Source organism: Metabacillus sp. RB-C-LZQ-3-1 (genome assembly GCF_058315175.1).
The window spans coordinates 439,377-461,431 of sequence record NZ_JBZFLI010000001.1; the positions used below are offsets into that span (position 1 = coordinate 439,377).

Genomic DNA, 22,055 nt, shown 5'->3' on the forward strand with positions numbered 1-22,055 from the left:
GAGATTTCATAACGAAATTTAAATTAAATTATTCATACTAGGTAGTGCTGAAGGAAGAAGGAAAAGAAAATGAAAGTTTTCAATTTGGTTGTACTTCCGCATAATCAAATTAATATTCACAGGAGGAGTGATGGTTTTAAGTTTGTAAGGAACCTTACAGTCTTAATCGAACCCTTTGTGTGAAAAGTAAAACTTATATTGTAATTTTATTCCTCGTGAATATATTTTGTAATTATCACATCTTTTCTTGAAGGGGGATGTTCAAATGAAAGTAATATTACCATTTGCAATAGCCATGCTCGCACTTACAGGATGTTCTGCATTAGCAAATGATGGAGCCAGTGAATTAAAATGGTTTGAAACGAAGGAGGAAGCAATTGATTATGGTATTAAAGAAGAAGAGATGAAAAAAGAAGATGTCATCGGAGAAGTAATTGAAAATGAAGAAACATTTGTTATCTATAAAAAACAATTAGATGAAGGTTTAGGAGTGGGGGTTTCAAGCATCAGTGTGAAGAATGGACAGTTTGCTTGGTATCATTCTGATCAAGATGTTCTTGTTAGAAATGATAAAGCCAAAAAATATGCTTCTCAAATTAGCTGGGGAACAACAACACAATCTGGAAAAATTTTTACTGTCTATACCGGTATAAGTGAAAAAGAAAATCCGATCATTAGAACAGAAACTAGTGAAGTAAGTCCCGAAATCGACAGCAAAACAGGAATTTATTTCTATATAGAGCCTACCAAATGAGTCTCAAGTTCCTTTACCGATATCTCATAAGGAAATAGATGGACAATTCGTTTTATCTTCAAAAAAAATATATTGTGAAGGACAAAATGATGAGGAAACAGATGGTCTGCATACTGATTTTTCAGTTGGAAAGTATTATTTATGGTCCCGGTTACTTTACATAACTAGCAATGCTCAAAAACAAAAACTAATAACCTATTTACATTTTTTACACATATACTAAAATGATTATATTTTATTATATGAGAGGAGTAAGAAATGGGACTTATAGATATTTATTTACAAAAAAACGGCAAGAAACGATCCGATGTATGTAATGAAACTGGAATGAATCATCGAATGATCACAAGTGAAAATAAAAAAAATGTACGTACTTATTCAGTTAAAACGATCCAAGCAATTGCTAAAGCAGTAAATAAAAGTGAAGGATTAGTGATTGACGAATTATTAAAATTGGAATCCGAAAAAGCTATTTTTGAAGTTTATAATACTGAAGATTTACTTTTAGCACTTAATCATAAGGAACCTTATATAGCAATCAAGGGTGAATATAAAGCTGAAATGGAGGAGTTCGCTAAATCACAACTTTCAGAAACTGAAACGTTAGGGGTAGAGTTAGGTTCTGCCGGATTATTAAATATCTTAGCAGAAGGTTTTTATCAATTGACGAATCTGTTTAGCAATAAGGATGATAAAAAGAAAAAAATTGAAAGTCAATTACGCAAATATAAAATAAAAAAAGTCAATGAAAATGAGTTCTTACTGTATTTACGACAAATTGATTATTAATCATTCATTCAGATTATTAAATTATCAAATCTAAACCTTAAATCCAGTTACCTTATTTAATTTTAATATTAGCACTTCCATCAGCACCTGATTTAACATAGGAATTTGCATATTGGCAACAATTTCTGACACCTTAAAGGGGTACAAACAGACACTATTTTATAACAAAATCGTCATATCCCTAAAAAGAAACAGCTCAATTCTGTTACAGAATTGAACTGCTATAAACGTGCTATTTACTGTTTTATACTCTTAAACCGAACCTGTGGTGCTTATTGTAAGACGTTTTTCAAATGATTAATATTAATTTTTAAATGACACATCTTATAACTCTTTCCTAAATGTCCCCTCAAAAAGAGATTCTTTCAGCGGTCTGCGATCACTTGGGTGTTCACGCTCCTGAAGATTTTCTGGCAGAGCTTCTTTTTCACCTTGATACCCAATGGCAATGACAGCTTGAAGTTCATAATCCACAGGTACATTTAAGACTTCGCGAGCTTTTTCTTTTTCAAATCCTCCCATAGCATGGGTGATCAAACCTTTGCGATTTGCTTCTAAAGCAAGAAATCCCCATGCTGTACCCGCATCAAAAGCATGCCACGCGTTGATTCCTCGTTCAGATGTGGTTTTTGACACGATGACAGCTAAAACAGGAGCTTTTTTACACCATACCAGGTTGCCTGGCATAATAAAAGAATGGAATTTTTCCCGGTCTTCTTTCTTCCGGGCGATAATAAATTTCCAAGGTTGAAGATTTGAAGCAGATGGAGCCCAGCGTGCTGCTTCAAAAACACTGAATAGGTCCTCATCAGGAATTTCCTTTTCTAAAAATGATCTTGGAGACCAGCGATTTAGAAATTGAGGAGATATGTCAAAATTGGGTTTGCGGTTTTTTGAGTCATTTATCATTTTTGATCCTCCTTACTAAATTCACTATTAGCCTACCATTTTTTACCTTAAAAGAAAACTTTTATGGTTATGTTACGAACAGGATGTTTGGCTTTATGAAAGATTTTGCTGTGCTATATTAAATAGTTTCGAAGGATTAATCAATTATTTGTTGAAAATGATTATAGTGGAAATGAGTTATATACATTTTGAGGAGGGATGAAATGGAAAAAGGCGTAGAAAAAGCTTATGACCAGCTTGCAAGTGATTATGAACATCATGTTGATACGAAAAATCCATATAATATTTATTATGAAAGACCAGCAATGGTTAAACTCCTTCCGGCAAGTATAAAAAACAAGAAAGTTCTTGATGCTGGCTGTGCTGCCGGCTGGTATACAGAGCAGTTAATCAAGCTAGGTGCGGAAGTGGTTGCAACTGATATAAGTAAAGAAATGGTGGCTGCCACTCAAAGACGTGTTGGAAACAAAGCAAAAGTTTTGAACCTAGATCTTGAAAAAGAGCTTCCTTTTCAAAATGAATCTTTTGATGTCATTATTAGTTCACTTGTCCTTCATTATATTCACAATTGGGACCAAACCTTTCGTGAGTTTCAAAGGATGTTGAAACCTGGAGGCATCTTTCAATTTTCAATCCATCATCCATTTATGGATATTGAACTCTCCAAAAATAAAGAATACTTTTCGACTGAGCTGATTATTGACCAATGGGAAAGACAAGGAAGATTAATAGATGTCCCATTTTACCGTCGGCCCATGAATGAAATCTTGAACAAAACTTTTAAGTATTTTTCAATTGAAAGCATAATTGAGCCCCAGCCCATACTAGAATTTAAGTCACTAGATCCAGAGAAATATGAGAGATTAATGAAAAATCCACATTTTTTAATCATAAAGGCCTTAAGGAAAGTGTAACTGTTTAGTGTTCAATCACCGAACAGTCTTTTTTAGTTTTTGCTTATATACTAATGATTTCTTTGTTGAAATGGATAACAGCTGGTGCCGTTTTTAATGGAGTATCAATGGTTGAAAAAATCAATAAAGGTGAACTTGCTTTTAGTCATGCACGGGTGAATAGAAGAATATCGATAGAAGATAAGGAGTTTTATTTTCTGGTATGTTAATCTCTCCAATCGATAAGATCGATTGGAGAGATTACCAGCTTAAGCTTGAAGAACCATTGTTGATAGGAGGAATAGTAGATGCGATACCTAATGGGGGTTGATGGAGGGGGAAGCAAAACATACACAGTTATTACGGATGAATACGGAAATAAAGTAGGGGATGGCCTATCTGGGAGAGGAAATCATCAAGTTGTAGGTATTGAAACTGCATTGATGAATATAAAAGAATCCATTGATAAAGCTTTGGCTTGTGCAAGACTTACATATAAAGATATTTCATTCACACAATTTGGCCTTGCAGGAGCTGATCGTGAAAAAGATTTTTCTATACTGCGGCCTGCTCTGAGTACATTACCATTTGAAACGTGGGATTTGGTGTGTGATACATTTGAAGGTTTAAGAATTGGCAGCGAGAATAACATTGGGGTTGTCCTTGTATGTGGCAGCGGTACAAATGCAGCAGGAAGAAATAAGGAGGGCAAGGTTATACAAACAGGAGGTTTTGGATATTTTTACGGTGATGCTGCTGGTGGCACACATATGGCAAAAGAGACATTTCGTTCAGCCGTGAGATCTTGGGAACTTCGGGAAATTCCGTCTGTATTAACAGAGAAAGTTCCAAAGTTTTTTGGGTTTCAAACGATGGAACAGCATGTTGATGATTTTTTAGACCAGGATATCTATGATGTGCCAGGAGAACTAACCATTGTGTTACATGAAGCTGCTGATGAAGGTGACCTCCTTGCGATTCAAATATTAAGGAATACAGGAAAAGAGTTAGGGATTGCTGCCAACTCTGTCATTAAGAGGTTGGGTAAATTTGAAAGCGATATCATACCGGTCGTATTAGTAGGATCTGTTTTACAAAAGGCTAGAAATCAACATTTACTTCAATCATTGAAATCAACAATTGTAAGTGAAAATCCAAATATATCATTGATCATACCGGACATCGAGCCTGTATATGGTTCAATTCTTCTTGCGATGGATCATTTAGGAATTGAAGCACGTGAAGATGTCTATCAAAAATTTAGAGCATACAGGAGGAAGTAAGAAATGAGAAAGAAATTGAAAGTAGCCGTAATAGGCGGAGGCTCCTCATATACCCCTGAGCTGATTGAAGGTTTTATTAAACGATATAATGAATTTCCTATAAATGAGTTGTATTTAGTAGATATTGAGGCAGGACGAGAAAAGCTGGAAACGGTTGGTTCACTCGCTAAGCGGATGATTGAAAAAGCCAATTTGCCAATAGATCTCCACATGACATTTGATCGGAGGAAAGCTATTAAGGATGCGTCATTTGTCTCAACACAAATTCGGGTAGGAATGCTTGATGCCAGATCCCGTGATGAAAAAATCCCGTTAAGATATGGGTTTTTAGGACAGGAAACAACAGGGGCTGGCGGTTTTGCTAAGGCGTTAAGAACAATCCCGGTTATTTTGGATATTTGTAAAGATATTGAGGAGCTTTCTCCTGATGCGTTTTTATTAAATTTTACAAATCCTGCGGGGATCGTGACAGAAGCGGTAAATAAGTATACAAAAGTTAAAACCATTGGATTATGCAATCTACCAATCGGTACCAAAATGTCGATCGCAAAAATGATGGATGTGGATGTTTCAAAAGTTGATATTGAAATGGTCGGAATCAACCATTTGAATTGGACGACAAAAATAAGGGTTGAAGGAAAGGATTTGACCAACGAAATCTTGGGCGTTTTTTCTGGTGCAAAAGGTGTTTCTGTAAAGAATATACCAGAAATCGAATGGGATCCTGAGTTCATTCAATCAGTTGGGATGATACCATGCGGTTACCTTAGATATTACTATATGAAAGATCAGATGCTGCAAAACCAATTAGATGATGTTGAGACAAAAGGTACAAGGGCAGATGAGGTGAAGCGAGTGGAAGAGGAGCTCTTTGAACTTTATAAAGATCCTCATTTAAATCATAAGCCAGTACAGCTTGAAAAACGCGGGGGGGCCTATTATTCGGAAGCAGCTGTTCAACTTATGACATCAATTTATAACAATAAAAAAGACATTCAAATTGTCAATGTAAAAAACAATGGAATTATACCATGTCTTCCGGATGATGCTTCAGTAGAAGTGAATTGTGTCATTGATTCTGAAGGTGCAATTCCATTACAGCTTAAAACAGCATTACCCCCCCATATTCGCGGTTTATTACAGGTGGTAAAAGCATATGAAGAACTTACGATAGAAGCAGCCGTTCATGGTGACTTTAACTCAGGGTTGCAAGCATTAACAATCCATCCGCTTGTAGGTTCTGCAGAACCAGCTAAAAAGATTTTTATGGATATTTTAAAAGAAAATAAGGAATTTCTTCCTAATTTTAATGTTGAACAGCAGTAGTTATAAATAATAGTAGGATGGAGGAATGGCAATGGCATATCAATCGATATCAAAAGGGAATCCGACGAAGGGTTATTGCGCTTTTACATTTGATGATGGCCCAAGCAAACAACCATTGGAAGCATGGCTGGATGCACTTGAACAGTTTTCCGCACCAGGTACATTTTTTTTCACTGGTGAATGGATCGACAAACACCCAGATAAAGCAAGAATGTTGATCTCACGCGGTCATGAACTTGCATCACATTCCTATCACCACAGGCGAATGTCTGAACTATCAAAAGACGTTTTTTTGAAGGAATTGAAGGAAACGGAATTGGCCTACCAAGAAGCAACAGGTAAGCCGTGCCCGAATTTTTTTCGATTTCCATATCTAAATTTTAATGAGGAAAATCTCCATTGGCTTTCAGAATGGGGATATCACAGTATTACGGGGAATGATACTGGTGATTGGGCAGGTCTTCCTGCACAAAAAATCATAAATAATAGCCGAATGTTTCTGTATAACGGTTCGATCCTCGTTCTACATAGCAACGACATTACAAAATCAACTCCACAAGCGGTAAAAAAGCTTTTTCGCAATGCAAGGAATTGGGACTTAAAACCAGTGAAAATTTCAGATTTATTAAAAGGAACGGACATATTACCAGAATATAGATCGTGGAAAATTTCAATTGAAGTCCCTGTATCTGACCCTTTTTCACCAGTTGAATGGACAAAAATACAAAGTGCTGAAGATATACAAAAGCTGGCAGCCGAGACAATAGAATGGGGGCTGGACAAAATGCCTTCAGATAATGGAACTGAAAGAAAATGGATAAACCACCTATCAGAACCTATCAAAGCGAATAAAATCGTTGAAGATAGGGAATTGTTTGCAGGACTTATGAAAGCAGACGAATTTTGGGGGTATGTCCGTTTCGGAATAAACAAAGAGGAATTGGTCGTATTAGATTTTGGATTTAGGGAAGCACAAGCTGACACATTGGTAGATTTACTGCGTTGGGCAGCAAAAATAGCAAATGAAGCCGAGTGTTCTAGTATAGTGGCAAGGCAAGACATGCGAAGAATTCATAAAATGTGTCAGCAAATGGGATGGAACTCAGTGATTGAAATGGATGAAATCGTAATGTCACCTGTCACATGAACGCTGTAAAAAAGCTAACTGACAAGAAATTGATAAAAGATGGAAAAGGGTTTCCGATAAGAAATCCTTTTTATTTTACCTTTTCATAGTTTAATAACTTCCGAAATAATTCCGAAGAGTTCATAACCGTAATGCCATTACCCTCCAATTTCTGAAGAGACTGAACCCTCTTTTTATCACTCGCGCTTCCTACGGCATCTTCTACAACTGTTACAGAAAAATTTTCACGAATAGCACCGTTTGCTGTTGCAGTTACACAGCCTTCAGTAAATACTCCTACAATGATCAAATGTTTCATATTTTTCTCTCGTAAATAAGAGACAAGCTCTGAATTCGTTAACGCATTCGCAGCATTTTTAGGAAAGTAAAGATCATTTATGATTGTTAAACGTTCATCCAGCTTAGCACCTTCGCTTCCTTTAATGGCTGAATTTTTTCTTAACCAATTTGAAATAACTTGCTTGGTTTCAAATTCATTTCCTATATAGATAACAGGGATATTCAAATGATCAGCTTCTATAATGATCGAGTTAATAGATGATAGCATTGGCTTGATCTGATGCTTTGCTACTGGCATTCGGGCTTCATCACTTATAAAATCATTTTGAATATCAAGGATAAGTAATGCTTTATTCATGATCGAGCTCCTTTCATATTTACCAACATTTTTTGTTTTCATGATCTGTTTTACGGAACCTACCTTTTTATACGCTGTTAAAAAGTGAAAGGTTTCACTTATTTAAAACAGTATTTGCTGTGATCTTATCTTTTAGAGAAAAAAATATAACTTACCTTTTGAGCATAACAGCCCGGATAGACATAGCTGATTACCTTGAATTGGAACCAAGTTATTTTTTAACTGTTTGATGTGTTAGCACCGAACAGTCTTTGATTAAGAAATAAATGATGATTTAAATGGGGTAGAGTATGTAGATTTTTTAATGAAAAAAGCAATGCGAAAGGCATCCTTCCTCATTGCTTAAGAAAACTATTTATTTTCAACTAGGGAAATACGATGTAAAGCATACTTTACTGCTCCTACATATTCATTAGTCGCTCTTTGGCTTACAGCAGCATTTGGAGTAAAGTTTTCGAAACCATGATAACAGCCAGGATAGAGATGAAACTCAACATCGACGCCTGCTCTGCATAGACGAGTGACATAGTCGAGTGTCTCGTCCCGGAATGGATCAAGTTGACCAACACATGTGTATGTGAATGGCAGGCCAGAAAAATCGGTTTCCCGTGCAGCTGCTGCGTACGGTGGTACATTGTCCGTTCCGTTTTCACCATTTAGATACATGCTCCAGCCTTTTTCGTTTAAGTCATGATTCCAGACCATATGACCTGTAATTTCAAGGCTTGACGGTGAATTATTGCGATCATCAATCATTGGATATAACGGCATTTGAAAGCATATCTCTGGTCCTTTACGATCTCTTGCTAAAAGGGAAAGCCCTGCCGTTAATCCGCCGCCTGCACTTGCTCCTCCAATTCCGATTCGTGTTCGATCGACACCGAGCTCGTCAGCATGTTTCGCAAACCATTGCAGAGCTGCATAACAATCCTCTAACGGTGCTGGATATGGATGCTCAGGAGCAAGACGATAGTCCACAGATACAACGACACAATTAGCCTCAAGGACATAGCGCTGACATAATAAGTCATCACCCTCTGGATTTCCCAAAACATAGCCGCCACCATGAATCCATAAGAAACCAGGTAAAGTTTCCGACTTTTCTTTAGGCTCATAAATTCGAACACGTAAAGCTGGGTTATCATCTGGACCAGGAACGATTTGATCATAAACCGAAACCGATTCATCGATAGGAATACTTACCGAACCATTTACTTCGGCCAAAAGTTTCCTTGTCTCAGCAATATTATCCAAGTGAAATTGCGGGAATAATGCTAAACTTTCTCTCAATTCCGGATCTATTCGCGTATTCATCCTTCAATCCCCTTTACATTTTTATCATTTGGAAAAGCATACTCAAATTAAATAGCTTTAAACAAAAATAATCAGCAAGTACATTTAATCATTTTTTACATGATGCTGCTCTGTGATTGAAGTTTTTTATTTCCCCAGGTTGTTTAAATGAGACATTTACTTATTTAATTTTGCTTTACATACCACTAGAAGTCATATTAATTCATAAAATAAAAGAAATACTATGTATTTAAAGGCATCCCTCCCTGTAGGCTTGACAACGCTTTCATTATAAAAATTTACCAAAAAGGAGGGTTTTAGTCAATTGAAAATTTAGAATATTAGGGATATGTAGGGGGACGTAAATGGATCAACTCAGTATGATGAAATTAGGAATTCAGGTATATTAGTAAACGATGCTTTTTTCGTTCGCTTTCAATTTAAATGAAAGATGAATATTATTTTGATAAAGTGATAAAAAATCAATTTTCTTTATTAATAATCTAATAGAAGATTTGCTGTCTTACTCCAAGCATATTGGAGAGCGGATAGAGGTTATTCAGCCTATATAAAGTTAGGAAGAAAAACACTTGAATTGATCACAGCGATTTACGAATCGGCAAGCTTTGGAAAAACAGTAAAACTTCCTTTAAAAGAAGACAGTCCGTTTTATACAAGAGAAGGCTTATTAAAATATTCTGTTCAGTTTTACGAAAAAAGTACATCCATTGAAAACTTTAGCCATAACGAGATTACTACTTAAGAAAGTATGTTAAAGAAATCAAATACTGTTTGAATAATAAAACACTCACAAATGTTGATATATCAATGTTTTGAGTGTTTAATTTATTTTTTATTATTTCTACAGTCACTTCCTCACTAAAACAAAATGACATACTTTAAAAATAATTCCATCCTTAAAAATTTTATATGTCGATTTAACTTTGTTTTCAAAACATAAGTGAAAATAGGAAACATTCGCTCCTGTCCTTTTATATAGAAAAATCTTAAAAAGATCGAATAAATCTGCGTGTATTAAGCAATCTATACATGTTAGAACCCAAATATTAGGAGGGAAAATAATGACAGTTGTAAAACAAGTAAAAACAACATTAGCTGGATTAAAAAGTGCACAAGCTAGTTTTGAAACATTTGCATTAGGTACTGAAAATCAACAAGCTAAGTCTCTTTATGAAAATGCAGCTAAACAAACACAATCGGTAATTGATAGTATCGAACCACGTCTTCAGGAGATTGAAGCGGAAGAACCACAATATAAGCAGTAAACACATGCGGGGTTGGTTTTTAGAACCAACCTTTTTTCAACTTGGTTCTTCAATACTTTCATAGTAAAGACTTATAACAAATACTCTTCTTCCTATAAAGCTGATGACTTATCAACACTATTTGAAAACATAGCCTTCAACAAAAGAATGAGGTGTTTCAAATGAAACAAAGAATCATAATATTTTCCTGTATCATGATCATCATGATGGTTGTTTCAGGATGTAACAATACAAATAACACCAGTGAACATAATAAAACGAATATAACAAATATTTCATATGAACAGAAAAAAGATGTCAATACAAGTGCTGATGTTGAAAACCTGCTGATGGAAGAAAAAGAAGTTCATAAAGCTATAGCAGTTAGTACTGATAAGAAAATTCTGATTGCTGTAGAAATCAATCAAATGGAACGTTTTCGTTTAGAGGATATTGAAAAACGTTTAAAAAAAAGGATAGAGGATCAATATCCAAAACATGACGTAGATTTATCTAGCGATAAAAAAATCTTTCTGGAGCTTGAAAAATTAAAAACGAAAATGAATGAAAATAACTTGAGTAAAAAGAAAATAAAAGAAGAACTGAAAAGAATTAAAAGCCTTTCAGAGGAACTCACATAAAGAGGGTGAACCTATGTCTAATAATAAAAAGAAAAACTTAACACCTGTTCAACAGGAATACCAAAAATTTCAAGATGAACGTGAAGTAAAGCGTCCAGTCATAAAAAACTGTATAAAGGCTTTTTTTGTAGGCGGGGTTATTTGTATTATTGGTCAGGCGATTCAAACATTTTTTATTTACAATTTTGATTTTACGGAACAAACTGCTGGGAACCCAACAGTTGCAGTCATGATTTTTATTTCGATGCTGTTGACTGGCTTTGGTGTATATGATCGTCTTGCTCAATTTGGCGGGGCAGGTTCAGCAGTTCCGGTTACTGGATTCGGAAATGCAGTTATTTCAGCAGCTATTGAACATAGAACAGAAGGGTTTGTCCTTGGTGTTGGAGGAAATATGTTTAAGCTCGCAGGTTCTGTCATTATGTTTGGTGTGTTTTCAGCATTTGTTATTGCTATCGTCAAAACCATTCTAGTTCAATGGGGTGGTCTATGATGTTATCAGGACATCGTACGTGGCTATTTAAGAACGAACCAGTTATTGTTTCAACAGGTACAGTAGGCGGACCATTTGAAGCAAGAGGAAAAATACCAGAAGATTTTGATCTATTGCACGAAGATATTTGGTTAAGACAGGACTCATTTGAAAAGGCGCAAAAAGTATTAATAGAAGAGGCCTGCCAAAAAGCAATGGAAAAAGGCGGAGTTCAAAAAGAACAGGTTCAATTTTTTCTTGGGGGAGATTTGATTAATCAAATTACTCCAACAAGTTTTGCAGCAAAAACATTTGAAGTCCCTTATTTAGGTTTATTTGGTGCATGTTCAACATCGATGGAAGGCTTAGCATTAAGTGCTTTCATTTTAAATTACGGGGGCTCAACATGTTTGATGACAGGTGCCTCCAGCCATAATGCTGCGACAGAAAAACAATTTCGGTACCCAACAGAATATGGAGGACAAAAACCTCCAACATCACAATGGACAGTGACTGGTGCAGGAGTCGCATTGTTAAAGGATAAAGGCGACGGTCCTAAGGTTACATCCGCTACAATTGGCCGAGTCATTGATATGGGTTTAACAGATCCATTTAATATGGGAGGGGCTATGGCACCTGCAGCAGTTGATACCATTGAAGTACATCTTAAGGAACGAGGAATTGATCCTTCCTATTATGATTTAATTGTTACGGGTGATCTTGGTCATATTGGTCGTGAAGTTTCATTAGACCTCTTAAAAAAGCATGGGATTAAGATTACTGAAGAACAATTTCAGGACTGCGGTCTAATGATTTATCGAGAAGGACAACCAGTCCTTGCTGGTGCAAGTGGTGCCGGATGTTCGGCCAGTGTAGTCTATGGTCATTTGCTAAACCGCATGAAAAACGGCGAATTCAAGAGGATGCTGGTCGTTGCTACTGGTGCATTGCTTTCTCCTCTTACATTTCAACAAAAGGAAACAATTCCTTGCATTGCACATGCAGTTTCAATTGAAATAGGAGGTCAAAAAACATGATCTTTTTCTGGGCATTTGTCATTGGCGGGTTGATTTGTGTGATCGGACAAATCATGTTTGATGTTTTTAAATTAACTCCTGCACACACTTTGAGTACATTAGTTGTCATTGGTGCGCTTTTAGATGGCTTTAATCTATACGAACCATTGATTGCATTTGCTGGAGCAGGTGCAACGATTCCTATTACGAGTTTTGGAAATTCCCTTGTGCATGGGGCAATGCAAGAAGCAGAACAACATGGTTTAGTTGGTGTTATTACTGGCATGTTTGAAGTGACAAGTTCAGGGATTTCAGCAGCCATAATTTTTGGACTGATAGGTGCTTTTCTATTTAAACCTAAAGGATAAAGAGGTGATAAGATGACGGTTGGCTCACAAGTTAAACAGTGTTTATCAAATGTAAAAAGCATTGAGGCAAGTTTATCAGGTCTTGCCATTACCTCTCAAGATGAAGAAACAAAACGGCTTTTTCATGAAATGATGATGGTAATGAATGAAGTAAAGTCAGATTTAAAACTTCGTGTTGGTGAATTGGAAAGTGAAGAATTTCAATACAAAGGATTTTAAAAAGATGTAAGAGGTGAAAGACATGCTTAACTGGGTTGACATAATGTTAAGAGCATTTCTCTTTGTAGCCGTATTGTTTCTCATTACGAAAATTCTAGGGAAGAAGCAGTTATCAGAGTTATCGTTTTTTGAATATGTAGTAGGAATTACAATTGGTAGTATTGCCGGGGAAGTCATTATGGGACTTGAACGTAACATTTGGCATGGGGTGTTAGCCATCGGTATTTTTGGCGTTATCCCCTTTTTAGTAGATATAATTGCATTAAAGAATAAAAAGTTTCGGGATTTTGTCGAAGGGAAGGGTACGGTTTTTATAAAAGACGGGAAAGTCATGGAAGATAATTTAAAAAAAGAGAGATATACAGCAGATGAATTACTTGAGCTTCTTCGTAAAAAGGATGTATACAAAGTTGCAGACGTTGAATTTGCTGTTTTAGAACCAACGGGTGATTTAAGTGTACTGTTAAAAAAAGAAAATCAACCTATAACACCGAAAGATCTTGGTTTATCTACTCCTGCTGAAAAAGAACCACAAACGGTCATCATGGATGGTGAAGTATTAGATGAACCACTAGCAACTGCCGGGAGAAACAGACGGTGGCTTGAAACGGAGTTAGACAAATTAAATGTAAGTATTGAGAATGTATTTTTAGCCCAAGTGGATACATATGGAGAGTTAACAGTTGACCTATTTGATGACAAAATCAAAGTGCCTGCTCCGCAAGAAAAACCATTATTATTAGCAATGATCAAAAAGTGTCAAGCAGATTTAGAACTGTTTGCCTTAGCAACTGAATCTGAAAAGGCAAAGGAAATGTACCAAAAAAATGCCTTAAAAGTTGAAAAAGTAATAAACAAATTGACACCATATCTTAGAAATTAGCTGGGGATTTGTTTCTAAACCCTTATTTTTATATAAAAATGGTTGTTTCCAATTAGTGTTCCAAAATAACCAAAAATGATCTTTCAGAATATGACTATTCATACCAGAGATAGTCATATTCTATAAGGCAAAATTACAAGCAAAGTAGCATATTCAATGCAGTGGGAATTTTTTAAGTGTCAGGTATCGTAAATCAGTGCAACTACACCCCTGTCTTCGCCATTCAAGCTTGCTCCTTGTTCAATAAGTATTCCCTTAGGACATTCGTTGAACATAAGATATATCTGAATGGTCAATAAGAAAGGGGAATGTTAAAAATGAGTCATTTCTATCCTTATCACAACTCATATTTTCAACCATACCATTATAGTCAGTTTCCGCAATATCCTCAGTCAGAGCTTTGGGCAGAACAGTTTATAAAAAAACCATTATATCCTCATTTAAAGCCACAAACATTAACATCAATTGATCCTTTTGTTAAATACGGATTAAAAGAGGCGAAAGCAACTTCATATGTGCATGCATTACAAGAAGTTGCTGCGATGTCTTATTTACTTGGGAAAGGTATGGATCCGCAAACAGCATATTTAACAGTTGAATCCTGGGAAATAAATGAAGCATTTTAAAACATGATTTAAGTATTTATACGTTTTTATTAAGTATTTGTTATGACTATCTAAATAAAAGAGTCCCAATTTCAGAAATCTCCTTGATTATTCAGGGAGTTTTTTCTTTGTTTAAGTGGAAAAAAGTAACCCAGCTTACGTGTTATATTATCAATAAACTGTTAAACGGCATTGACTCATATTTTTTAATTTACAAAAAATTGTATGTGGTAATAAAGACTAAAAAATTTCATTATGTACATATTATAGTTGTCATTTACTACTTTTAAAAAAGGGGGTTATACAATGAAATACAAGTGGCAGCTCTCTGTTGTGTCTGCTGTGCTTTCAGTCAGTGTTTTAACTGCATGTAATTTAGGTAATAACGAGATGAATGAGCCAGATGAAGTTAATTATAGTCCAGTTCGATATGACCGTGACAATAATATAAATGATAATAACAGGGATATTGATCGAAGAGACAATAGAGACCTTGATCCAACTGATGTAAGGTTTGATAATGATCTTGACTTTAATAACAGAGGCAGGGGTCCAGATTTAGATACTGATCCTAGAGATGTACGTAGACAAGGTGAACCTGATACGCCATTAAATATGGATGAAGAAGAACCAGATTTAGATGAAGAACCGTCTGAAGAACGAAGAGGGAATTAACATAAAATTAAAAGAATTTGTTGAACGTTTAATAACCATGTAAACCAATAAATAAAATATAAAAGTACAAAGTAATATCGTTAAATCAAAAACTATGATTAAATTTACATGAGATCGTAATATTCACAAAAACACTCTTTTAAAAACAGAGTGTTTTTGTAAATATTACATTTTTTAGGTCTATAAACCGGTATTTTCTTCTAAGTCTAGCTAGGATTGTTTTATCGAGACAAAATCCAATCATCAAACATTTTTAGACAAATGCTTTTTCAGTACCACAACAATAAATAGATTTTTTATCACTTTTTAATATGAATGCAAACAAATAAATTGAAAAATAAAAATATTCTATATATACTTAGTTTAGGCTATAAACTATCTCATGTAGATGAAAGGAGTTTGGCACATGGTAGATTCTTTAAATAGTACAACAACATTACATAATGGTGTGAAAATGCCATGGATTGGTTTAGGAGTGTTCAAGGTACAAGATGGTGAAGAAGTAGTAAATTCCATAAAAGCTGCCCTTGAAGTCGGGTATCGAAGCATTGACACAGCAGCCATTTATAAAAATGAAGAGGGCGTAGGAAGAGCAATCGCTGAATCAAATGTTCCTCGAGAAGAATTGTTTATTACGACAAAAGTTTGGAACGCAAATCATGGGTATGAATCAACATTAAAAGCATTTGATGAAAGTATGGAGAAATTAGGTTTAGATTATTTAGACCTGTATTTAATTCATTGGCCGCTACCATCTCAAGGGAAGTATGTAGAGACCTGGAAGGCGCTTGAAAAGCTGTATAAGGATGGACGTATTCGCGCAATTGGCGTAAGTAACTTTAAAATTCATCACCTTGAAGAGATCATTGCACACTGTGAAATTAAACCAATGGTCAATCAGGTTGAATACCATCCAAGATTTAATCAAAGAGAACTTCACGCGTTTTGTAAAGAGAATGGAATTCAGCTTGAAGCGTGGTCTCCGTTAATGCAGGGCGGTCTTCTAGATGATCCCGTCTTAGTGGAAATCGCCGAGAAATATAATAAATCGACGGCTCAAATCATTCTCCGTTGGGATTTGCAAACAGAAGTTGTCACGATTCCAAAGTCGACAAAGCCTCATCGTATTGCTGAAAATGCAAATATATTTGACTTTGAACTTTCGCAAGAGGATATGGATAAAATCAATGGGTTAAACCAAGATAAACGTATGTTCGCCGATCCTGATGAGTTTAATCGAGTATAAAATTTAAAGCGCTATCATTTATAGATTATTAGTTGAATTGGAGGGTGTTCTCTCATGACCTTGATAGAGAATCCGATATTAAAGGGGTTTAACCCCGATCCTTCTATAATAAGAGTTGATGATGAGTATTATATAGCGACATCCACATTTGAATGGTTTCCCGGAGTACAGATTCATCATTCAAGAGATTTAAAGAATTGGAAATTAATAGGACATCCGTTAACTCGGAAAAGTCAGCTTGATATGCTCGGTAATCCTGATTCAGGCGGAGTTTGGGCGCCATGCTTGAGTTATCATGACGGAATTTTTTATTTAATCTTTACGGATGTAAAAAGCCATATTGGACCGTTTAAGGATACGCATAATTATCTTGTTACAGCTACGGATATTATGGGGCCTTGGTCGGAGCCTATATATCTAAACAGCAGCGGGTTTGATCCTTCATTATTTCATGATGACGACGGGAAAAAATGGCTGGTCAATTTAGTGTGGGATCACCGTAAAAGGAAAAATTCTTTTGGCGGAATTTTACTACAGGAATATTCCACTGATGAGGAAAAGCTTGTAGGACCGATTTACAATATTTTTAAAGGGACTGAACTTGGACTTACAGAAGGGCCTCATCTTTATAAGCATAATGGCTATTATTATTTGGTCACTGCTGAAGGAGGAACAAGGTATGATCATGCCGTAACTGTGGCACGTTCTACATCCATTTTCGGACCTTATGAGGTAGATCCATTAGGTCCGGTTCTTACATCAGCTGGAAAACCAGAGCTTGATCTGCAAAAAGCAGGTCATGCCAGTATTGTTGAAACACAAGCGAAAGAACTATATATGGTCCATTTAACCGGACGTCCTTTAAAGCCTTCAATGAAATGTACTCTTGGAAGAGAAACGGCTATTCAAAGAGTAAAATGGACGGAGGATGGCTGGCTTAGGCTTGAAGATGGCGGAAATAGTCCTCTTGTAAAAGTAAAAGCCCCAGATCTACCGGAGTTTCCATTTGAAGCTGAACCGGAAAAAGACGATTTTGATAAAAATGAACTAAGCATTCATTTCAATTCTCTTCGTGAGCCAGTAACTGAAGAGTGGGCAACTCTAACAGAAAGACCTGGTTTTCTAAGAGTTAGAGGCAGAGAGTCATTTAGTTCTGCCCATAGACAAAGCCTGATTGCCCGCAGACAGCAAGCATTTTCAGTAACAGCGGAAACCATGATTGAATTTGAACCTGACACACACCAGCAGATGGCGGGACTAGTCTATTACTATAATCAAAAAAACTATTATTATCTTTGGGTTAGCAAGGACGAGGACCTAGGTAAATGCATTGGCATTATGTCCAGTGATCAGGGACAATATGATGAACCACTAGAAGCACCAGTTTCTATAGAAGGATGGAATCAAGTCTATGTAAAAGCTGCGATTAAGTATGAAGCTTTGCAATTCTATTACTCAATTGACGGTCAAAACTGGAATACTATTGGTCCGGTTTTAGATGCTAGCAAAATATCAGATGATCATGTTGAATTAAAGAAGGAAGGTGTTTTGCTAGACCAAGGATTCACAGGTGCTTTTATTGGTATCTGTGTCCAGGATTTAAGCGGCCAAAGAAAACACGCCGATTTTGATTATTTTTCATACCGTGAACATGATCACAAAGATGAAAACGAATAAGTGATGAAAATAGTGAAAATCTGAAGTTGGGTTTATCTATGCAGAAATAACCTGCCTTTGAGCTTTGAAAGAGCAATTGGGTGAGGTTTGTAATCCCGATAAGGAATCCCTTAAATGGAAAAAGACTGTTTTAACACCGAACAGTCTTTTTCCTTTATGCCTTTTCTCCTTTTTATCAACAACAATGGTTTTTAGACTATTATTTCACGAATAAGCTGTTCAACCACAGGGATATCAGCAGGTGCCCATTTTAATGACTCGAGATTTTCCCTTTTTAACCATATGAAAGCTGAATGCTCACTTGCACTAGGTTGACCGCTAACAATTTTACATTTAATCGAAATCAGGTTAATGATAAAGCGATCGTATTCATGAGTATGATCATGGAATAGATCAACGGTTTCAATAGTACAGTTTAGTTCTTCTTTCATTTCCCTAGCTAAAGCAGAATAGATATCTTCATCTTTCTCGACTTTTCCTCCTGGAAACTCCCACATATTTGGCATAGACATTTGAGGAGACCTTAAGGCACAGAGTATTTCGTTATGATCATTTTCGATAATGGCGGCTACTACTTTTAACGTTTTTTTCATGATACCCCCAGCTAATCTCTGATTAATATGGTTATTTTATCAATGAATTAGTGATGCTCTCAAATTACTTGCGCCATTTTCTAAATAACCCTTTAAACAAGTTAACATATAGACCCAGCCTTCCTTTTGTCCCAGCATTTTGTTTACAATTTCAGGGTCATCTTCTTTAAAACCTGTTTCTTTCACTTCAATATGTGTGCTCGACTGATCCAACTCATTCAGTGTAATGGTTACAACCGTTTCTTCATCAGATTCTCCACCCCATGAAAACACGATTTTATGATTCTCCTCGACTTCTAACACATTCATCATGCCTTCCGCTCCATATTCATCATATCTCAATATAATGGACTTACCTTGCTCCCATCTTTCGGAACTCGATGAGAACCAATAATTCCCGATCTTTATTGGGTCTACTAGAGCATCAAACACTTCATTCACCGGCTTATGTATGTTCATTTTTGTGATTATTTGTGTATTCATATCGAAATCAACTCACTTTCGGATTATTTACTATTTCTCCTATTAGATCCTATGGTGCTTTTTCTTTGATATTAATAAGTATACCATTTCAAGATGATTTATAGTCTCATTTAACTAGGTTAGTCTAATCCATATGCCTTTTCTTATTTGTGATTCAAAAAGAAAAATAAAACATGTTTAAAAGGTTTTCGACGATCTAAAATACAGCAGAATAGCCGTTTTCGCACTCTCCCAATATAGGATTGTTAAAATTTTTTTGTAACTATTAAAATTTTAGTTGAAAAGTTTTATAAACATGTTATGATTTCTATGGTGGAATATTATTCATTAATAATATTTTGGTATAGTTTATGACAGGGCTTATTTTTTTGCTAGATGAGCAAACGCTTACAAGGGAGTGGATCCATCTATGGAAGTTGATAACAATACCCAAGTATTTAATTTAGCTAAACGTACAGCAGATATGCTAGTGAAAATGTTTGGCAGCCGTTGTGAGGTCGCTGTTCATGACTTCAAAGATTTAAAAAAATCTCTCATTTACATTGCAGGAAGCGTAACGAATCGAAAAATCGGCTCACCTATTACAGATCTAGTGTTAACAGAGCTTAGGAAACAGCCATCAGAAGTGGAGGATATTGCAAATTATAAAACTCAATCACGAAATGGTACTGTTATGAAATCCTCAACTATATTTTTGCGTGATTCAAAGGATAATGTAATTGGAGCACTTTGCATTAACTATGATATTTCACAGGTGATGATTAGTGCAGCAGATATCGAACAATTTCTTGCTTTTGATGACAAGCAAACAAAGTCAGAAAACTTTCATTCTACTGTTCAAGATGTGATTCACGATATGGTAGAGCAAGTATTATCGGGTTTTAAGAAAGCGTATACACAATTAACCCTTGAAGAAAAGATAGAGTGTGTGCGGTTGTTGGAGGAAAAGGGAACTTTCTTAATCAAGGGCTCAACTGAATATCTGGCAAGAGTTCTAGGAGTTTCAAAGTTTACGATTTATAATTACCTTCAAAAAATCAGGACACAAAATGAGTATCTTCTAGAGGAGTCTAGTAAGTAATAGAAATAATTCTAAACACAAATTATTTAAACATAAGGGGAAGGTATGAATGGAAATTATTAAAGGTACTGGATTATTATTGTTAGTTTTAGCTCTGTTTAGTTTATTTAGTTATAAAGCCCCGAAAGGTATGAAAGCGATGACCGCTCTGGCAGGTGCAGCCTGTGCAGCGTTTCTTGTTGAGGCATTTCAGTTATATGTTGGCGGTGATTTGTTAGGGATTAAATTTCTTGGTGAAGTCGGTTCAGCTGCGGGAAGTATGGGAGGAGTTGCTGCGGCAGCCCTTGTAGCACTTGCAGTTGGTGTCTCACCTGTGTATGCTTTATTACTTGGAGTTAGTTGTGCTGGTCTTGGATTACTTCCAGGATTTATAGCTGGATATTTAGTTGCATTCCTAGTAAAACTGATTGAGAAGAAAGTTCCAGGTGGTTTAGATCTGATCGTCATTATTTTAGTATGTGCACCTTTTGTTCGCTTAATAGGTGAATTCATGAATCCAGTCGTAAATGCAACACTCCTAAATATCGGTGGAATTATTACCGAGACAGCTAATAGTAATCCTATTATGATGGGGATTATTTTAGGCGGCGTCATTACAGTCGTTGCAACAGCACCGCTTAGCTCAATGGCTTTAACTGCGATGCTTGGACTTACTGGAGGTCCTATGGCGATTGGGGCACTAGCAGTATTTGGATCATCTTTCATGAACTATGTACTTTTTGATCGCATGAAATTTGGCGACCGTAAAACAACTATTTCTGTTGCAATTGAACCATTAACTCAAGCCCATATCATCTCAGCTAATCCTATTCCAGTGTATGTAACAAACTTTGTAGGCGGAGCATCTGCTGGTGTCATTATTGCTTTATCTGGATTGATCAATAATGCAACAGGAACAGCGACACCTATTGCTGGGTTAGCCGTTATGTACGGATTCAATGATCCGATGAAAGTAACTCTTGTTGCATTATCCTGTGCAGCCGTAGGTCTGTTATGCGGGTATTTAGGATCGATTGTCTTTAAAAACTATAAAATAAAAACCGTTGATAAACTTGAAGAAGCTTCAGCAAAAGAAGAAGCAGTAGCATAAAATAGTTAATAATGAATTAACTATATATAAGAAAAGGAGAGTTTCTATGAAATATCGTTCGGCTTTTGACATAATTGGTCCAGTAATGATTGGACCTTCCAGCTCTCATACAGCTGGAGCGGCACGGATTGGACGGGTAGCACGTACATTATTTGAAAGGCAGCCGAAAAAAGTCATTGTGTCCCTTTATGGTTCCTTTGCTAAAACCTATAAAGGCCATGGAACAGATTTAGCTCTGGTAGCTGGACTATTAGATTTCGATACATTTGACGAACGTATCCCAAATTCATTGACTATAGCAGAAGAGCTAGGGATGGAAGTTATTTTTCAGGAAGAAGAGGCAGTAACAGAACATCCAAATACTGTGAAATTAAATCTGTTTGATGATAAAAATGAAATGGAGATTATCGGGATCTCTGTAGGTGGCGGCACAATCGAAATTACTGAGATTAACTCATTTAAATTAAAATTATCTGGAGATCCGGCCATTCTCGTTATGCACCGCGACCGATTTGGAATCATCTCAATGGTAACTTCTATTCTATCAAAATATGAAATTAATATCGGTCATATGGAAGTTGCTCGTAAAGAAAAAGGCGATAACGCGATTATGGTCATTGAGGTCGATCAAAAAATTGAGGATTCCGTGATAGATGAACTAAGAAATCTTTCTAACGTAAATAGAGTGATCAGGATGGTTGAGTAAAAAT

General features: G+C 36.0%; 26 protein-coding genes. 21 read left to right on the top strand and 5 right to left on the bottom strand.

Annotation, left to right across the window (positions count from 1 at the left end):
• Positions 1–265 precede the first annotated feature (265 nt).
• A complete protein-coding gene (locus AC4GZ8_RS02410; RefSeq protein WP_491080200.1) occupies positions 266–754 on the top strand; it encodes a hypothetical protein in 489 nt (162 codons plus the stop codon).
• 258 nt (positions 755–1,012) lie between these two features.
• Positions 1,013–1,543 carry a hypothetical protein gene (locus tag AC4GZ8_RS02415; RefSeq protein WP_491080201.1) on the top strand — a complete coding sequence of 177 codons (531 nt, stop codon included), beginning with the start codon at positions 1,013–1,015 and terminating at the stop codon, positions 1,541–1,543.
• Positions 1,544–1,867: 324 nt separating this feature from the next.
• On the opposite strand, the gene AC4GZ8_RS02420 is transcribed toward AC4GZ8_RS02415, so the two are convergent.
• Positions 1,868–2,452 carry a nitroreductase family protein gene (locus AC4GZ8_RS02420; protein ID WP_491080202.1) on the bottom strand — a complete coding sequence of 195 codons (585 nt, stop codon included), beginning with the start codon at positions 2,450–2,452 and terminating at the stop codon, positions 1,868–1,870.
• Between the two features lie 203 nt (positions 2,453–2,655).
• Between AC4GZ8_RS02420 and AC4GZ8_RS02425 the strand changes: the two genes are divergently transcribed.
• The 4 genes from AC4GZ8_RS02425 to AC4GZ8_RS02440 all read left to right on the top strand — a co-directional run bounded on the left by AC4GZ8_RS02425 (position 2,656) and on the right by AC4GZ8_RS02440 (position 7,101).
• Positions 2,656–3,366, top strand: coding sequence for a class I SAM-dependent methyltransferase (locus AC4GZ8_RS02425; protein ID WP_491080203.1), 711 nt, complete (start codon positions 2,656–2,658; stop codon positions 3,364–3,366).
• A gap of 287 nt (positions 3,367–3,653) precedes the next feature.
• Positions 3,654–4,628, top strand: a complete 975-nt coding sequence (locus AC4GZ8_RS02430) for an N-acetylglucosamine kinase (protein ID WP_491080204.1) — start codon at positions 3,654–3,656, stop codon at positions 4,626–4,628.
• 3 nt (positions 4,629–4,631) lie between these two features.
• Positions 4,632–5,954, top strand: coding sequence for a 6-phospho-beta-glucosidase (locus AC4GZ8_RS02435; protein ID WP_491080205.1), 1,323 nt, complete (start codon positions 4,632–4,634; stop codon positions 5,952–5,954).
• A gap of 31 nt (positions 5,955–5,985) precedes the next feature.
• Entirely contained in the window at positions 5,986–7,101 is a 1,116-nt protein-coding gene (locus AC4GZ8_RS02440) for a polysaccharide deacetylase family protein (RefSeq protein ID WP_491080206.1), read from the top strand.
• A 70-nt stretch (positions 7,102–7,171) separates the two neighbouring features.
• Here AC4GZ8_RS02440 and AC4GZ8_RS02445 read toward each other — a convergent pair whose 3' ends face one another.
• Positions 7,172–7,738 carry a cysteine hydrolase family protein gene (locus tag AC4GZ8_RS02445; RefSeq protein WP_491080207.1) on the bottom strand — a complete coding sequence of 189 codons (567 nt, stop codon included), beginning with the start codon at positions 7,736–7,738 and terminating at the stop codon, positions 7,172–7,174.
• Between the two features lie 351 nt (positions 7,739–8,089).
• Positions 8,090–9,052 (bottom strand): alpha/beta hydrolase, encoded by a 963-nt coding sequence (locus AC4GZ8_RS02450; protein WP_491080208.1) that lies wholly within the window; start codon positions 9,050–9,052, stop codon positions 8,090–8,092.
• Between the two features lie 574 nt (positions 9,053–9,626).
• Between AC4GZ8_RS02450 and AC4GZ8_RS02455 the strand changes: the two genes are divergently transcribed.
• The 12 genes from AC4GZ8_RS02455 (at position 9,627) to AC4GZ8_RS02510 (ending at position 18,098) form a co-directional block, all read left to right on the top strand.
• The gene (locus tag AC4GZ8_RS02455) at positions 9,627–9,794 is read left to right on the top strand and encodes a hypothetical protein (RefSeq protein WP_491080209.1); all 168 of its coding nucleotides are present in this window, start codon (positions 9,627–9,629) and stop codon (positions 9,792–9,794) included.
• A gap of 319 nt (positions 9,795–10,113) precedes the next feature.
• Positions 10,114–10,317, top strand: coding sequence for a DUF1657 domain-containing protein (locus tag AC4GZ8_RS02460; RefSeq protein ID WP_491080210.1), 204 nt, complete (start codon positions 10,114–10,116; stop codon positions 10,315–10,317).
• A 161-nt stretch (positions 10,318–10,478) separates the two neighbouring features.
• Complete coding sequence (locus AC4GZ8_RS02465; protein WP_491080212.1) at positions 10,479–10,937, top strand: YhcN/YlaJ family sporulation lipoprotein; 459 nt, start codon at positions 10,479–10,481, stop codon at positions 10,935–10,937.
• 13 nt (positions 10,938–10,950) lie between these two features.
• Positions 10,951–11,430, top strand: a complete 480-nt coding sequence (spoVAC, locus tag AC4GZ8_RS02470) for a stage V sporulation protein AC (RefSeq protein WP_491080213.1) — start codon at positions 10,951–10,953, stop codon at positions 11,428–11,430.
• Positions 11,430–12,446 carry a stage V sporulation protein AD gene (gene spoVAD / locus AC4GZ8_RS02475; RefSeq protein ID WP_491080214.1) on the top strand — a complete coding sequence of 339 codons (1,017 nt, stop codon included), beginning with the start codon at positions 11,430–11,432 and terminating at the stop codon, positions 12,444–12,446. Before spoVAC ends, spoVAD begins: the two co-directional genes overlap by 1 nt.
• On the top strand, positions 12,443–12,793 hold the full coding sequence (gene spoVAE / locus AC4GZ8_RS02480) for a stage V sporulation protein AE (RefSeq protein WP_491080215.1): 351 nt from the start codon (positions 12,443–12,445) through the stop codon (positions 12,791–12,793). The genes spoVAD and spoVAE overlap by 4 nt, the downstream gene beginning before the upstream one ends.
• Before the next feature lie 12 nt (positions 12,794–12,805).
• Positions 12,806–13,012 carry a DUF1657 domain-containing protein gene (locus AC4GZ8_RS02485; RefSeq protein ID WP_491080216.1) on the top strand — a complete coding sequence of 69 codons (207 nt, stop codon included), beginning with the start codon at positions 12,806–12,808 and terminating at the stop codon, positions 13,010–13,012.
• A 22-nt stretch (positions 13,013–13,034) separates the two neighbouring features.
• On the top strand, positions 13,035–13,895 hold the full coding sequence (locus AC4GZ8_RS02490) for a DUF421 domain-containing protein (protein ID WP_491080217.1): 861 nt from the start codon (positions 13,035–13,037) through the stop codon (positions 13,893–13,895).
• A gap of 317 nt (positions 13,896–14,212) precedes the next feature.
• Positions 14,213–14,521: a hypothetical protein gene (locus tag AC4GZ8_RS02495; protein WP_491080218.1), complete on the top strand. Its 309-nt coding sequence runs from the start codon at positions 14,213–14,215 to the stop codon at positions 14,519–14,521.
• 285 nt (positions 14,522–14,806) lie between these two features.
• Entirely contained in the window at positions 14,807–15,175 is a 369-nt protein-coding gene (locus AC4GZ8_RS02500; RefSeq protein WP_491080219.1) for a hypothetical protein, read from the top strand.
• 406 nt (positions 15,176–15,581) lie between these two features.
• Positions 15,582–16,421: an aldo/keto reductase gene (locus tag AC4GZ8_RS02505; RefSeq protein ID WP_491080220.1), complete on the top strand. Its 840-nt coding sequence runs from the start codon at positions 15,582–15,584 to the stop codon at positions 16,419–16,421.
• A 54-nt stretch (positions 16,422–16,475) separates the two neighbouring features.
• Positions 16,476–18,098, top strand: a complete 1,623-nt coding sequence (locus tag AC4GZ8_RS02510; protein WP_491080222.1) for a glycoside hydrolase family 43 protein — start codon at positions 16,476–16,478, stop codon at positions 18,096–18,098.
• 191 nt (positions 18,099–18,289) lie between these two features.
• Here AC4GZ8_RS02510 and AC4GZ8_RS02515 read toward each other — a convergent pair whose 3' ends face one another.
• Together AC4GZ8_RS02515 and AC4GZ8_RS02520 are read right to left on the bottom strand one after the other, a co-directional pair.
• The gene (locus tag AC4GZ8_RS02515; RefSeq protein WP_491080223.1) at positions 18,290–18,691 is read right to left on the bottom strand and encodes a (deoxy)nucleoside triphosphate pyrophosphohydrolase; all 402 of its coding nucleotides are present in this window, start codon (positions 18,689–18,691) and stop codon (positions 18,290–18,292) included.
• A 39-nt stretch (positions 18,692–18,730) separates the two neighbouring features.
• On the bottom strand, positions 18,731–19,174 hold the full coding sequence (locus tag AC4GZ8_RS02520; protein WP_491080224.1) for an SRPBCC family protein: 444 nt from the start codon (positions 19,172–19,174) through the stop codon (positions 18,731–18,733).
• Between the two features lie 409 nt (positions 19,175–19,583).
• On the opposite strand from AC4GZ8_RS02520, the gene AC4GZ8_RS02525 reads away from it, so the two are divergent.
• Genes AC4GZ8_RS02525 through sdaAB form a run of 3 tightly spaced genes read left to right on the top strand, consistent with a single transcriptional unit; the run spans position 19,584 to position 22,051 of the window.
• Complete coding sequence (locus AC4GZ8_RS02525; protein ID WP_491080225.1) at positions 19,584–20,255, top strand: helix-turn-helix transcriptional regulator; 672 nt, start codon at positions 19,584–19,586, stop codon at positions 20,253–20,255.
• A gap of 49 nt (positions 20,256–20,304) precedes the next feature.
• Positions 20,305–21,345, top strand: a complete 1,041-nt coding sequence (locus AC4GZ8_RS02530) for a PTS sugar transporter subunit IIC (protein WP_491080226.1) — start codon at positions 20,305–20,307, stop codon at positions 21,343–21,345.
• Positions 21,346–21,391: 46 nt separating this feature from the next.
• Entirely contained in the window at positions 21,392–22,051 is a 660-nt protein-coding gene (gene sdaAB, locus AC4GZ8_RS02535) for an L-serine ammonia-lyase, iron-sulfur-dependent subunit beta (protein ID WP_491080227.1), read from the top strand.
• Positions 22,052–22,055: the final 4 nt, after the last annotated feature.